Source organism: Pseudonocardia ammonioxydans, from assembly GCF_900115005.1.
Classification (GTDB): Bacteria; Actinomycetota; Actinomycetes; order Mycobacteriales; family Pseudonocardiaceae; genus Pseudonocardia; species Pseudonocardia ammonioxydans.
Genome location: NZ_FOUY01000009.1, coordinates 102,109 through 115,724, shown reverse-complemented (window position 1 = coordinate 115,724; position 13,616 = coordinate 102,109). Strand labels below are relative to the sequence as shown.

At 75.0% G+C, this 13,616-nt stretch carries 11 protein-coding genes and 1 pseudogene; 9 read left to right on the top strand and 3 right to left on the bottom strand.

What is annotated here, in order from left to right:
* Nucleotides 1–23: 23 nt before the first annotated feature.
* From BM093_RS11195 to BM093_RS35055, 8 genes and pseudogenes are all read left to right on the top strand, one after another.
* A complete protein-coding gene (locus BM093_RS11195) occupies nucleotides 24–875 on the top strand; it encodes a LytR/AlgR family response regulator transcription factor (RefSeq protein WP_093341223.1) in 852 nt (283 codons plus the stop codon).
* Complete coding sequence (locus BM093_RS11190) at nucleotides 872–3,574, top strand: hypothetical protein (RefSeq protein WP_093341220.1); 2,703 nt, start codon at nucleotides 872–874, stop codon at nucleotides 3,572–3,574. Before BM093_RS11195 ends, BM093_RS11190 begins: the two co-directional genes overlap by 4 nt.
* Nucleotides 3,575–3,587: 13 nt before the next feature.
* Nucleotides 3,588–5,345, top strand: coding sequence for a sodium/solute symporter (locus BM093_RS11185; RefSeq protein ID WP_093341217.1), 1,758 nt, complete (start codon nucleotides 3,588–3,590; stop codon nucleotides 5,343–5,345).
* 223 nt (nucleotides 5,346–5,568) lie between these two features.
* Nucleotides 5,569–5,916, top strand: a complete 348-nt coding sequence (locus tag BM093_RS11180) for a DUF485 domain-containing protein (protein WP_177238396.1) — start codon at nucleotides 5,569–5,571, stop codon at nucleotides 5,914–5,916.
* Nucleotides 5,913–7,511: pseudogene (locus tag BM093_RS11175) on the top strand (solute symporter family protein); the annotation flags it as partial. The gene BM093_RS11180 and the pseudogene BM093_RS11175, both read left to right, overlap by 4 nt.
* A 396-nt stretch (nucleotides 7,512–7,907) precedes the next feature.
* Entirely contained in the window at nucleotides 7,908–8,237 is a 330-nt protein-coding gene (locus BM093_RS11170) for a rhodanese-like domain-containing protein (RefSeq protein WP_093341208.1), read from the top strand.
* A 4-nt stretch (nucleotides 8,238–8,241) separates the two neighbouring features.
* Nucleotides 8,242–9,315: a DUF4328 domain-containing protein gene (locus tag BM093_RS11165; RefSeq protein ID WP_093341205.1), complete on the top strand. Its 1,074-nt coding sequence runs from the start codon at nucleotides 8,242–8,244 to the stop codon at nucleotides 9,313–9,315.
* A 77-nt stretch (nucleotides 9,316–9,392) separates the two neighbouring features.
* Nucleotides 9,393–9,593 carry a hypothetical protein gene (locus BM093_RS35055; protein WP_143105337.1) on the top strand — a complete coding sequence of 67 codons (201 nt, stop codon included), beginning with the start codon at nucleotides 9,393–9,395 and terminating at the stop codon, nucleotides 9,591–9,593.
* Nucleotides 9,594–10,265: 672 nt separating this feature from the next.
* Here the strand turns inward: BM093_RS35055 and BM093_RS11160 are convergent.
* Both BM093_RS11160 and BM093_RS35870 read right to left on the bottom strand, forming a co-directional pair.
* Nucleotides 10,266–10,700, bottom strand: coding sequence for a hypothetical protein (locus BM093_RS11160; protein WP_093341202.1), 435 nt, complete (start codon nucleotides 10,698–10,700; stop codon nucleotides 10,266–10,268).
* Nucleotides 10,701–10,853: 153 nt separating this feature from the next.
* On the bottom strand, nucleotides 10,854–11,651 hold the full coding sequence (locus BM093_RS35870; RefSeq protein ID WP_093341199.1) for a hypothetical protein: 798 nt from the start codon (nucleotides 11,649–11,651) through the stop codon (nucleotides 10,854–10,856).
* Between the two features lie 352 nt (nucleotides 11,652–12,003).
* Between BM093_RS35870 and BM093_RS11150 the strand changes: the two genes are divergently transcribed.
* On the top strand, nucleotides 12,004–12,939 hold the full coding sequence (locus BM093_RS11150; protein ID WP_093341195.1) for a DUF5926 family protein: 936 nt from the start codon (nucleotides 12,004–12,006) through the stop codon (nucleotides 12,937–12,939).
* A 77-nt stretch (nucleotides 12,940–13,016) separates the two neighbouring features.
* Here BM093_RS11150 and BM093_RS11145 read toward each other — a convergent pair whose 3' ends face one another.
* Nucleotides 13,017–13,547, bottom strand: coding sequence for a ferritin (locus BM093_RS11145; RefSeq protein WP_093341192.1), 531 nt, complete (start codon nucleotides 13,545–13,547; stop codon nucleotides 13,017–13,019).
* Nucleotides 13,548–13,616 lie beyond the last annotated feature (69 nt).

Below are 13,616 nucleotides of genomic sequence, written 5' to 3'. Positions count from 1 at the left end.
CCCGGAAGCAGGATGAGGAGATCGTGGACAGCAACGACACCACCACTCGGGGACTGGTCGTGCTCGCGGTGGACGACGAGCAGCCCGCGCTCGAGGAGATGGCCTTCCTGCTGGACGAGGACCCTCGTGTCGCGACGGTCCTGAAGGCCGGGGAGGCCACCGAGGCGCTGCGCATCCTCAACAGTCGCCGGGCCGCACCCGCCGGTGGTCCGGCCGGGCCCGGTGGGGGGACGGACGTCGCCGAGCAGACCGACATCGACGCCGTGTTCCTCGACATCCGGATGCCGGGCCTGGACGGGCTCGAGCTGGCCCGGGTGCTGAAGAACATGGCCGTGCAGCCGGCGATCGTGTTCGTGACCGCGCACGACGACCGCGCCGTCGACGCCTACGACGTCGGCGCCATCGACTACCTGCTCAAGCCGCTGCGCACCGAGCGCCTCTCCGCCGCCCTGGACCGGATCATGACGACCGGCCGCGCCGCCCCGGTCGAGCCGGTCCGTGACGTCGCGGGCGACGACGAGGTGATCCCGGTCGAGCTGGCCGGCACGACGAAGCTGGTCCCGCGGTCCGCGGTCCGCTACGTCGAGGCCCAGGGCGACTACGCCCGGCTGCACACCACCGAGGGCAGCCACCTCGTCCGCATACCGCTGTCGGTGCTCGAGGACCGCTGGCGCGACGCCGGCTTCGTCCGGATCCACCGCTCGTTCCTGGTCGCGTTGCCGCTGGTCACCGAGCTGCGCCTGGCCGGGTCCGGCTACGTCGTCCGGATCGGGTCCGGCCCGGAGACGGCCGAGCTCCCGGTCAGCCGCCGCCACACCCGTGAACTGAAGGACCGCCTCGTCCGCGCGACCAAGCAGGCGTGGAGCCAGAGGTGAGCAGGTCCACCGGCGGCGTCCAGCCGTCGGTGCGTCCGACGTCCGAGCGGACGCCGGACGACTTCGCCGGGTCCGAGGACCCGGACACCGCCGCGGGGTGGCCGGACGGCGCCGCCCTCCGGCGCGCCGCCGACGCCCGGAACGGCGGCACGTCCCCGGCGGGCACGCGCCGCGCTGCGGGACCGAACGGCACCACCGACCGCTGGGCCGGCGCCACGGGCGCGGATCACGTCGTGGCCCGGGAGAGCGCTGCCGCCCCGGAGAGCGCTGCCGCCCGAGAGAGCGCTGCCGCCCCGGAGAGCGCTGTCGCCCGAGAGAGCGCTGCTGCCCGAGAGAGCGCTGCTGCCCGGGAGGGCGCTGCCGCCCGGGAGGGCGCTGCCGCCCGGGAGGGCGCTGCCGCCCGGAGAAGCCCTGCGGCCTCGGAGCACACCACGCCCGCGGAGCACACCACGCCCGCGGAGCACACCACGCCCGCGGAGCACACCGCGGCCTCGGAGAACGTCTTGTCCCGGGAGGGGTCCGCGAGCCCGACCCCCGGACCCACCGGCCACGCCGCGCACGACCACCGCCCGTCGGAGCGCGCGCCGGTACCGGTCCCGCAGCAACCCCGCAGCCCGAGCATCTCGGCCGAGCACCCCCGCCCCGTCCTGGTACCGCAGCGGGACGCCGCCGGGACGGCCCGGATGAGCGCGGCCGAGCCGGCCCCGGAACCACCCCCCGAGCCGACGCCGGGGCCCGCTCCGCGCCCGGACCCCGAGCCGACCCGGGCGCCGCGCGCCGCCGCCCCGTCCGCGGACCCCGGGCCCGGCGGCTCCGGACCGGAGTCGAGCGGCGGCCGGGCGGCCCGCCGTGCCCGCGGGGGACCCGGGACCGGCGGCAGCTCGGACTGGTTGCAGCAGGAGATCGCCCGCCGGGTCGCCGACCGGTCCGGGGCGTCCGGCCGGCACGCCGCCCGCGCGGACCCCGCCGCTGCCGGGACCGCCGGGCAGGCCCCGCCGGCCGGGAACGGGCCCACAGAGGCCGAGCAGTCCGGGACCGGGCCGACCGGGGCTGCGGCCCCGGAGTCCCGGCCTACCGGGACCGCCCCCACGAACGCCGAGCCGACCTCCACGGACGCCGAGCCGACCGGAACCGCGGCTCCGGGGTCCGGGTCGGCCGGGACCGCCGCCGCGGAGTCCGGGCCGACCGAGGCCCCGTCGCCGGGGGCCGGGCCGTGGACTGCACCCGCGGGGTCCGGAACTGCTCCCGCGGAGGGGAGGCCGTCCGAGGCTGCATCCACGAGGCCCGGACCGACCGGGACCGCGTCCGTGCGGACCGGCCCGTCCGGTGCTGTGCCCGCGGGGTCCGGGTCGTCCGGGCCCGCATCCACGGCGACCGGCCCGACCGGAGCGGCGCCCACGGCGACCGGGCCGTCCGGGACCGCATCCACGGCGACCGGCCCGACCGGGGCTGCGCCCACGGCGACCGGGCCTGCCGGGGCTGCGCCCACGGCGACCGGGTCTGCCGGGGCTGCGCCGACGGACGTCGAGCGGACGGGGGCCGGACCGACCGGGACCGGCTCGACCGGAGGCACACCGGCCGGGACCACGTCCCCGGAGGCAGACGAGCCCGGGGCCGGGGCCACCGGGGCCGGCCGCGCGACGGCGCCTGCCGGGACCCCCGGGCAGCCGGAGGACGCCGACGACGAGCCCGGTCCGGCACGACCCCGCCGGACCGGTGGGCCCCGCCCGCGCTCGCACGTGGACCCGGACCCGTACGCCCCGGACGGCGTCCGCGACACCACCGGTTTCGGCGGACCCGGCCCGACCGACAGCGGCAAGCAGTGGCCGCCGGTCACCGGGGCCTCCGGTCTTCCGCGCCGCGTCCCGGGGGCCACGACGTCGGCGTGGAGCGCGAAGTGGACGCCCGACGCCCAGGCCCTCCACACCGGCTCCCCGCCGGCCCCGACCGCCCCCGGGACCGGGGAGCACCCCGAGACCAGCCCGGTCCCGACCCACTGGACCGCCGGCGGCCGGCGCAGCAGGCCCCCGGCGGCGGGCCCGTCCGGCCCCGCACCGTCGTCCCCGACGGTGGACGACGAGGACGCCGTCGCAGAAGACCTCGATCCGGATCTCGACGGGGAGTTCGGTGACTTCGGGGACCCGGACGAGGACGCGACCGAGCGCACCGAGGTCATCTGGCGCGCCCCCGGCCTCGACGCCCCGGTCACACCGGCGCCCGCCGCGGGGCTCGATGCGCCCGAGCCCTACACGGGCGCCCGGCCGCGCCGGTTCGCCGCCGCTCCCACCGACGCCCCGGTCGCCGTCGAGCCGGACGCTCAGGAGGGCGACGACGGCCCGGGCAGCGGCCGCATCCGCATCGTGCTCTCCGAGCGCCGGTCGACCGCGCACTCGTCGCGCCGGCTGTCCGACGTCCAGGACCCGGGCACGGTCGGAACCCTGCTGCGCAACTCCCTGGTCCGCACGCAGCTGCTGCTCGCCCTGCGGGTCGGCATGGTCGCGCTGTTCGGCCTGGGCATGCTCCCGGCCCTGTTCATGGCCGTTCCGTCCCTCGGCACCGTCGAGGTCCTCGGCATCCGGCTGCCCTGGCTGCTGCTCGGGATCCTGGTCTACCCGTTCCTGCTGGGCCTGGGCTGGTGGTTCGTGCGGTCCTCGGAGACCGCGGAGCAGGAGTTCGCGGAGGACGTGGCCGACAGGTGAGTGAAGGACTGCGATGAGCCTCACCGCGATCATCTCGCTGGTCGCGATCGTGCTGGTGGCCGTGGCGTCGGCGGTGATCGGTTCGGTCGTGCACCGGACCCGCCTCACGTCCGACTTCCTGGTCGCGTCGCGCTCGGTGCCGTCCCGGCTGAACGCCGGCGCGATCTCCGGCGAGTACCTGTCCGCGGCCTCGTTCCTCGGCATCGCCGGCCTGATCCTGGTCCAGGGCGTCGACGCGCTCTGGTACGCGGTCGGCTACACCGCCGGCTACCTGTTCCTGCTGCTGCTCGTCGCGGCACCGCTGCGCCGCTCCGGTGCCTACACCGTCCCCGACTTCACCGACGCCCGGCTCGCCTCACCGCCGCTGCGCCGGGTCTGCACCGCCGTCGTGATCCTCATCTGCTGGCTCTACCTGCTGCCGCAGATCCAGGGCGCCGGGCTCACCCTGGGGATCATCACCGGCCTGCCGGACTGGATCGGCTCGGCCGCCGCGGGAGTGATCGTGGTGGCCACGGTCGCGCTCGGCGGGATGCGCTCGGTGACGTTCGTGCAGGCCTTCCAGTACTGGTTCAAGCTCACCGCGCTGACCGTCCCGGTGATCATCGGGCTCGCGGTCTGGTTCGGCGACTCGCACACGTTCGCCCGCGACGAGCCGCCGGAGTTCCGGGAGCCGACCACCGTCTCGGTCGAGACCCCGGTGACGCTGGAGGCCCCGCGGTCGGTGGACGTCACCGTCCGCGGCACCGTCGACGGGCAGCCGGTCGACGGCCCGGTCAGCTGGACCGCCGGGTCCGCGCACCGGGTCGCGACCGGCACCGAGCTCTCGTTCGCCGCGGGTGAGCCGGTCCCGGTGACCAGCGGCGCCCCCACCGACGACGAGAGCTGGCTGCGCCCGTTCACCGGTTCCGAGCAGCACCAGCTGCTGGCCACGTACTCGCTGATCCTGGCCACGTTCCTGGGCACGATGGGCCTGCCGCACGTGCTGGGCCGCTTCTACACCAACTCCGACGGCCGGGCCGCCCGGCGCAGCGCCGTCGTCGTCCTGGCGATGCTGGGCAGCTTCTACGTCCTGGTGACCCTGATGGGCGTGCTGTCGCGGGTGTACACGCCCCAGCTGCTGGTCACCGGCCGCACCGACGCCGCGGTGCTGCTGCTGCCGACCGCGATCCTGGGCAGCGGTCTGGTCGGCTCGCTGGTCGCCGGTCTGGTGGCGGCCGGGGCGTGGGCGGCGTTCCTGTCGACGGCGTCCGGCCTGCTGGTGAGCCTGGCCAGCGTCGTGTCCACCGACGTGCTGCCCGGCAAGGGCGGGCTGGCCCGGCGCTTCCCGGTGGCCACCGTGCTGGCCGGGCTCCCGCCGACGGTCGTCGCGCTCGTCCCGACCGGGCTGAACTTCGCCGAGGCCGTGGTGCTGGTGTTCGCGGTCGCGGCCTCGACCTTCTGTCCCCTGCTGGTGCTGGGGATCTGGTGGCGCGGGCTGACCGACGTCGGCGCGATCGCGGGCGTGGTCGTCGGCGGGGTGACGTCGGCCGGGGCGGTGACCGCCGCGATCAGCGGGCTGCAGGCGTACCTGCCCGTCGCCACCGGCGGCTGGGTCGAGGTGCTGCTCTATCGGCCGGCCATCGTGAGCGTGCCGCTGGCGTTCCTGACCATGGTCGCCGTGTCTGGGATCACCCGGACGCGCCGTCCCGCGGACGCCGGGCAGGTACTTCTGCGACTCCATGCACCCGAACGGCTGGGCCTGATGCGGGATCGTTTGGACGACCGCGGCTGAACGGACCACCGTTCGGCTCACGGTACGTGACCGGATCGGCGGCGGAGTTGCTCCGGACCGGGGTTCTTGCGGCGGTTCGGCCTCCGCGGACGTCGCTCAGCCCGGCCCCACTCGTTGTGCAAGGGGACGAGGACGAGTTCGTCCACGGGCGTGGCGTGGTCCCGGAGGCCGCACCGCGCCCCGCTCCCCGCCAGCACGACCGAAAGGACCGGTGAACGGCGTCATGAGCAGCCCAGCTGAGCGCTCGGCCGGCACCATCTACGAGCAGGTCCAGGCGAGCCCCGAGTTCCGGGCGTTCCGGGGCCGGCTGCGCCGCTACGTGTTCCCGATGACGGCGATCTTCCTCGCCTGGTACCTGGCCTACGTGGGCCTCGCGAGCTACGCGCCCGAGTTCATGTCGATCCGGGTCGCCGGGACGATCACCGTCGGCCTGCTCATCGGTCTCGCCCAGTTCGTCAGCACCTTCGTGATCACGACCCTGTACGTGCGGTTCGCCGAGCGCGAGCTCGACGGCCCGGCCGCCGAGCTGCGGGCGCGGGTCGAGTCCGGACACCAGGAGGTGGGCGCGTGACCGCCGTCCTCGCCCAGGCCGAGTCGGTCGGCAGCGTCACCGCGAACCTCGGGTTCTTCCTGCTGTTCGTGATCGTGACCCTGATGATCGTGCTGCGGGTCAGCCGTACCAACGCGACCCGTGCCGACTACTACACCGGCGGCCACGCGTTCACCGGGCCGCAGAACGGCACGGCGATCGCCGGGGACTTCCTGTCCGCGGCGTCGTTCCTGGGCATCGCCGGCGCGATCGCCCTCTACGGCTACGACGGGTTCCTGTACTCGATCGGCTTCCTGGTCGGCTGGCTGATGGCCCTGCTGCTGGTCGCCGAGCTGCTGCGCAACACCGGCCGGTTCACCATGGGCGACGTCCTGGCGTTCCGCATGCGCCAGCGGCCCGTCCGGGCGGCCGCCGCGACCTCGACCCTGATCGTGTCGCTGTTCTACCTGATCGCCCAGATGGCCGGGGCCGGTGGCCTGATCTCGCTGCTGCTGCAGATCCCGAAGGACGACACGTTCTCGCAGGCGATGGTGATCGTCGTCGTCGGCGGTCTGATGATCTTCTACGTGCTGTTCGGCGGCATGAAGGGCACCACCTGGGTGCAGATCATCAAGGCGGGCCTGCTGCTCACCGGAGCCGCCGTGCTGACCACCTGGGTGCTCGGCCGGTACGGGTTCGACCTCTCCGCGGTGCTCGAGCACGCGACCGACAACTCCGAGCACGGCGAGGCGATCCTCGACCCGGGCCTGCAGTACACCAACAAGATCGACTTCATCTCGCTGGGACTGGCCCTGGTGCTGGGCACCGCGGGCCTGCCGCACATCCTGATGCGCTTCTACACCGTGCCCTCGGCCAAGGAGGCCCGGCGCTCGGTGGTGTGGGCGATCTGGCTGATCGGCACGTTCTACCTGTTCACGCTGGTCCTGGGCTACGGCGCGACGGCGCTGCTGCCGGCCGGGACGATCACCCGGGAGAACCAGAACGACGCCGCCCCGCTGCTCGCGTACGCGCTCGGCGGTGAGCTCATGCTGGGCCTGATCTCGGCGGTCGCGTTCGCCACGATCCTCGCGGTCGTCGCCGGCCTGACGATCACCGCGTCGGCGTCGTTCGCACACGACGTCTACGCGAACGTGCTGCGGCGCGGCACGGCGTCGCCGGACTCCGAGGTGCGGGTCGCGCGGACGACGGCGCTGGTCATCGGGCTCGTCGCGATCGGCGGGGGGATCCTCGCCAACGGCCAGAACGTGGCGTTCCTGGTCGCGCTGGCGTTCGCCGTCGCCGCCTCGGCGAACCTGCCGACGATCCTGTTCTCGCTGTTCTGGAAGCGGTTCAACACCACCGGCGCGCTGTGCAGCATCTACGGCGGCGTGCTGATCTGCGTGGCGCTGATCGTGGTCTCGCCCGCGGTGTCCGGCTCGCCGAACGCGATGATCCCGAGCGTCGACTTCTCGATCTTCCCGCTGTCCAACCCGGGCCTCGTGTCGATCCCGGCGTCGTTCCTGCTGGGTGTCGTCGGCACGCTGCTCGGCGGCCGCGAGCGGTTCGATGCCGCCACGTACGCCGAGATGGAGGTCCGCTCGCTGACCGGTGCCGGTGCGGTCCGCCCGACGGAGGAGAAGAAGAAGGAGGAGCCGCGCCCGGCCGCGGTCCCGGCTGCCGAGCTCGCGTCCGCGCCGATCCGGGGCGGGGCCGCGCGGCCGTCCCCCGGCGGGGACGGTGCGGCCCGTCGCCCCCGGACCAGCGGGCAGGCCGGTGACCTGTTCGGCAACACCGGCCTGACCGGCACCCAGCCGGCCGTCGGTATGTCCGGTCGCCCGGCCCGTCCCGACCGGTGGGGCGAGTACGGGACGCAGGCGAGCGGCGGGTTCCGGGCCGCACCTCCGGAGGACCCGAACGAGGTGACGATCCCGCACGGCTCGTTCTACCGGGACGACCGCGGGTAGCACGACCGGAGCAGTGGTGGGTCGCGCGCTCACCGGGTGTTGACGGTGCCGCGTGGCAGGATGGCGCGCATGTCCGACCAGGTGCCCACCGTGCGCGTGTCCGACCTGCCCGCCGACACTCCGATCCTGGATGTCCGCGAGCTCGACGAGTGGACCGCCGGGCACGCCCCGTCCGCCCGTCACCTGCCGATGTCCGAGCTGGCGGGCCGGATGGGCGAGGTCCCCGGCGACGACCCGCTCTACGTCGTCTGCCGTTCGGGCGGCCGGTCGGCACGGGTCGTCGCCTACCTGACCCAGCAGGGTTTCCCCGCGGTCAACGTGGCCGGCGGGATGCAGGAGTGGGCGGCCACCGGCCGTGAGGTGATCACCGACGACGGCAGCGCGCCCCGGATCGCGTAGCACCGTGGCCGAGCCGCACCACCGTTCCGCCGCGCCGCCGCCCTGCCCGCGTTGCGGGCGTCAGGCACCGCCGGGCAGCGGCGCGTTCTGCCCGTGGTGCGGCCGGTACCTGGCGGCCCTGGAGTGGGTCGCCGCGCCCCCGGGCGCCGACGCGCTGCCGGAGGAGCTCCGGCCCCGCCCCGCCCCGGTGCCGGAACAGCGCTACGGCGGCCCGCCCCGCTACCGGTCCGTGCCGCGGTGGGGGCTGCCCGTCGGGCCGTGGCGGCCGCCGGCGGACCCGGGGGACGAGCCGCTCCCGCCGCTGGACCGGGCCCGCTGGCTGGCCGCGCAGCTGGTGCCGGTGCTGTGGGTGACGGTCGCGGTGAACGCGGTCGCCGCCGCGGCCGAGGTGTGGCGCTACGTCCTGCTGCTGGCGAGCCGGTCGGACGCGCTGTCGCCGGTCGCGATCGGCTGGTCCGACGCGCTGGTCTGGTTCGGCGGCTGGTCGTCGGTCGCGGCGGTGATCGCGGCCGGGGTGCTGACGATCTCGTGGAGCATCTGGGCCTACCGGGCCGCGGCCGAGCGGTCGGGGACGCGCCCGTGGCGCAGCAGGCGCCGGATCCTCGCGGGGTGGCTGGTGCCCGGATGGAACCTGGCCGCCCCCGGGTCGCTGCTCGCCGAGACCGAGCACGCCGCGCTGGAGCTGCCGCCCGGGCGGCGCCCGACGCCGTCGCGCGTGCTGCTGGTGTGGTGGGGGCTGTGGATCGCCTCGGTGCTGCTCGCCACGCTGGCGCTGGTGTGGCGGTTCCGTTCCGGCACCCAGGCACTGGCCGACGGCGTCGTGCTGCACGCCTGGGCCGACGTGTTCGCCGCCGTCGCGGCCTACCGCACGATCCACCTGGTCCGGTGGGTCACCGCTCTGCTGGAGCCGGATCCGCAGGGTCCGCGGGAGCTTCTGGTCCGTCCGCACGGGGCCGGGGCGACGGCAGCATCGCCGACAGCGGGGCCACCTGCCCGGGCCATGTCGTCGGTCCCGGGGGCGTCGGTCCTGGAACCGTCCGATCTGCCGGCACGGTCCACGGACCCGACGGGGCCGTAGCGGCGTACGGCGCCGTGGCCTCGATCGGCCGGTGCCCGGTCCCGGTGCCCTCCGCGGCGGCATCGCCGTCGGTTCCGGTGGACTCCGGTGCCACCGGGTCGGCGGTCGGCGGAGCCGGGGTGGACGCGGCGGGCAGCGCCGCGGGGATCGAGGGCGCCGACGGCAACGAGGTCGCTGAGTGGCCCGAGGTCGTGGGGCCCGAGGTCGTGGGGCTCGCGGCCGCCGTGGGCCTCGGCGACGCCGCGTCGGTCGCGGGCCGGGGCGGGGAGGGGTCATGAGGATCCGGACCGGGCCGGCCGGTGCGCGGTCCGGGCCCGGCCGGTCCGGTGATACCGGGATGCGACGGTCCGTGCGGGTCCGGCGCGAGGCCGGGCCGCCACGGGCCGCCGTGCGGTGCGGGGCCCGCGGGGGACCCGGCCGGCTGAGCACCGGCCGCGCCGGGCACCGTCCACCCGGCGGAACCGGGGCGGACGGCGACCGACGGACCGGCGGTCAGCGCCGACTCGGAGACGGCCCGCAGCCGCTTGCGGACCTTCGCCACCACGCGGTCCGGGCCACGGACCACCACCGACAGCGCGAGCCGGCCACCGTGCGGGTCCGGGACGGTGTGCAGCACGTGCCGGTCCGGACCGGCCTCCAGGACCAGCCCGAGCACCCCGCCGGAACCGGGCGCCAGGGCGAACCCGATCCGGACCATCTCGGCGTGCGCGGCACCGCGGACCTCGTCGCGGTGGTCGTGCTCGGAGGCCCGGCCGCTGCCGTACCGCCCGGCCGCGGTGTCCGGGCCGCAGACGTCGAGCACCATGCCGCTGTCGGCGTCGATCAGGGCCGCGGAGCGAATCCTGGGGTCGGCCAGCAGCGGTCCGAGGACCGCGGCGAGACCGTCGGTGCGTACCGAGACGGCGTGCCGGTGACGTGCCATGTGCGTGGTGGCTCCGAGCCCGATCCGCTCAGCGCTGCTGGGCGGGGAAGAACGCCTGGCCGCCCTGCTGCTGCGGGGCACCCGCCTGCGGCGCGGACAGGGTGAACTGCTGCTCGATGACCCGCAGGTCGCGGCGGGCCATCGCCAGGTTGGCCTGGGCGCGGTTGAGCACGAGGTAGAAGAACATCTGCTCGTCGGTCCCGCGGATGATCCGGATCAGGTGGTACTGGGTGTCCAGCGTGATCAGGATGTCCTCGATGTTCTCGCGCAGGCCGAGCTTCTGCATGACGTCGAGCTTGGTGCGGACGACGTCCGAGTTGCCGGGCGCGGCGACGTCGAGGTCGAACTCGGGGCTGCCACCGCGGGAGCCGAGGGTCATGCCGCTCTCGAAGTCGACGATCGCGACCGCGAACGCGCCCTTGATGTTGGCAGCCATGTCCAGCGAACGATCGATGTTGTTCATTGTGTTGCCTCCGCGCGGCACGCCGCGCTCGTCTGGTGAATGGGGGAGCCGTTCCACGGCCGTTCCGGTCGGGGCGAAACGGATCTCCACGATTTCCGCGTGGAGAAGAACCACGATAACCCCGTTCCAGGAATCGTCAAATCCCGCCCGTGCCTACCCTTCGAGCCGGCGGAGCCCGGCGAGGATCCGGGCCATCGTGCGGAGATCGTCGGCCCACCGCCGTCCCGGCTGGTCCGGTGGCCCGGACAGCGGGCCGGCGGGGGCTGCGGTGTCCTCCGCACCGGCCTCCCCGGTGGTGGTCCCCGTGGGCGTCCCGGCGGTGGTCTCGCTGGGCGTCTCGGTGGAACGAGGAGCGGCGGGGGCCGGCGTGGGGACGGCGGCCGGGGCGAGCGCGGGCGGCGGCAGCCCGGCCGGTGGGCGGTGCGTCACCGAGCCGGGTGCACGGCGTGGCAACGGCACCGGGAGCGGGGGCGTCCGCTCGGCCTCCGGGGCGGACGCCTGTGCCGGGACGACCGGGTGCGCGGCCGGGGCGGGTGCCGCCGGGGCCGGTGAATGGCCGGCGTCGTCGCTGGTCACGGGCAGGGCCAGCAGGGCGCGCCGGGCCAGCGCCAGGTTGCCGCGGACCCGGTCGACCTGCAGGTAGGCGAGCAGCGTCGCGTCGTCGCGGGGCAGCACCCGGACCAGGTGGTAGACCGCGTCGGTGGTGATCACCGCGTCCGCGAAGACCGGCCCCGCCGCCGCGGGAACGCTCTCGGTGGCGGCCCAGCCGAGCACCGCCGAGGCGTCCACCGGGACGCCGCCGGGCGGGCCGCCCGCGTCCACCGGATCGGGCCCCCACCGGGCCGTGCCGTGGGCGGCGACGACCGCGCCGGTGGCCGGGTCGGCGAGGCAGGCGTAGCGGGCGCCGGGGGCGTCCAGCACGCCCCGGAGGACCTCCGACCACGATTCCACCGGACGGATTCCACCACGCCGACCGTCACCCGGCGACGGCAGGATCGTTCTCCTTTCCGAGGGCCCACGGAACCGTGCGCAGAATTGAGCGAACGGCCGCGGCGAATATGTCTTCCGGGGTATTTGAAATACGTCCGTTCGGCCTATTTTTCGCGGTGCACTTTCCATCGGCCCTGCACGACGAACCGGGGCGGCCGGACCGGGGTGCCGTGCAGTGCCGGGCGGTGCAGGGCAGGGCCGTGCAGGGCGGCACCGGGGGATCCGGTGCAGGAGCGCACGCGGGGCACGGGGCGGCGAGGAAACCGGGGTCCGTCGGGTCGGCGGCACCCGTGACCCGCTACCTTGCCTGGCGATGGGCAAGAAGACGCGTAACCGTGCCGGCCGTTCCGACGGCGCCGCCGCCGACAACCCCCGCCGGCCGTGCCCCTGTGGCTCGGGCAAGCGGTACAAGGTCTGCCACGGTGCCGGCGACGACGTGATCGTCATCCGGCCGTTCGAGGGTCTGGCCGCCGAGCCGGACCTCGTCGCGATGCGGGAGTTCCTGCCGTCGGCGACGGCACCGCTCCCGGTCCGCTCCGGTGGGCCGGTGACGCTGGCGTCGGTGCTCCCGGGCGCGTCCGCGGCGATGGTGCGCGACAACGGCGACATCTTGCTCGGCATGCAGGTGCAGACCCGCTCCGGTGACCTGTCCGCCGACCTGGCGGGCGCGCTGGCCTGGGCCCGCTCGGCGGAGCCCGGCTCCTCGCTGCCGGTCGTGGGCCCGGACCGGCGCACCGGCGAGCGGCTGCAGGACGTGCTGGAGCCGGAGACGCCGCTGGACCCGACGGTGCACGCCGACTTCGGCTGGTGGCTGCCCGCGGACACCCAGGACCCGGAGGCGCAGGCGATGCTGGAGCGCGCCAACTCGGTGATCATGCCGACCGAGGCGCTGTCCGCACCGGGTGTGCGCGGCGCGTACTGGGTGGACACCGGGTCGAAGGCGCACGTGCGCTGGGTGCGCACCGAGGACGAGGGTGACCTGATGGGGGCGCTCGCCCGGCTGTCCGGCCAGGGCGTCCTGGAACTGGGCGAGGGGTCCCGGTACGCCGGGTCGTTCCGGGCGCACGGGCTGCTGGTCCCGGTCTGGGACGTGGACCGGGAGATGCACTCCTCGGAGTGGGCCGGCCCGGCCGGGGAGTTCGCGAAGCGCCTCGACGAGGCGCTGGCGGGGCTGGCGGAGTCGCCGCTGACCGACGCCGAGCACCGGGCCCGCGAGGTGCTCGCGGGCAAGCAGATCACCCTGCGGTAGGGGCCCTGGCCGCCCCGGTGCCGGGGTACGGGCACCGGGGGGCGTGGGACCGACCGACGGGTGGGTCGGGCGGTGGGTCAGACGCGACCGCCGGCGACGGCCGGCGCGGTCGGGTCGGCGGCCTCGGACGCCATCTCGCGGGCCACGAAGTCCTCGATGTGGAACAGGTTGTCCGCCCGGCGGGTGACGGTGAGCAGCGTCGACATCGAGGAGACCTCCTCGACCTGCTCCTTGAGGAACCACTGCATGAACTGCTCGCCGAGGTAGTCGCCCTCGTCGCGGGCGGTCCGGGCGAGCGCGGTGACCTGCTCGGTCACGTGCTTCTCCTGGGTCAGCGCCAGGCTCACGGCGTCCTCGACCGAGGCGAAGTCGTTCTTGACCGCGTCGATGCCCGGGATCGTCGCCTCGACGTCGTTGTCCAGCAGGTACTGGACCATGCTCATGGCGTGGTTGCGCTCCTCGAGCGCCTGCGCGTGGAAGTGCGCGGCCAGCTGCGGGAGGTCCTGGCGGTCCATCCAGACGGCCACGGCGACGTACTGCTGGCTCGCGGTGAACTCGCTCCGGACCTGGTCGCGGAGCAGTGCGTGGAACTTGGTGTCGTCGGTCATGAGAACCAGGCTAGCCACGTCCGCGCTGATCTGGAGTGATTCCAGACTTGTCCTTCGTCTCAACAGGAC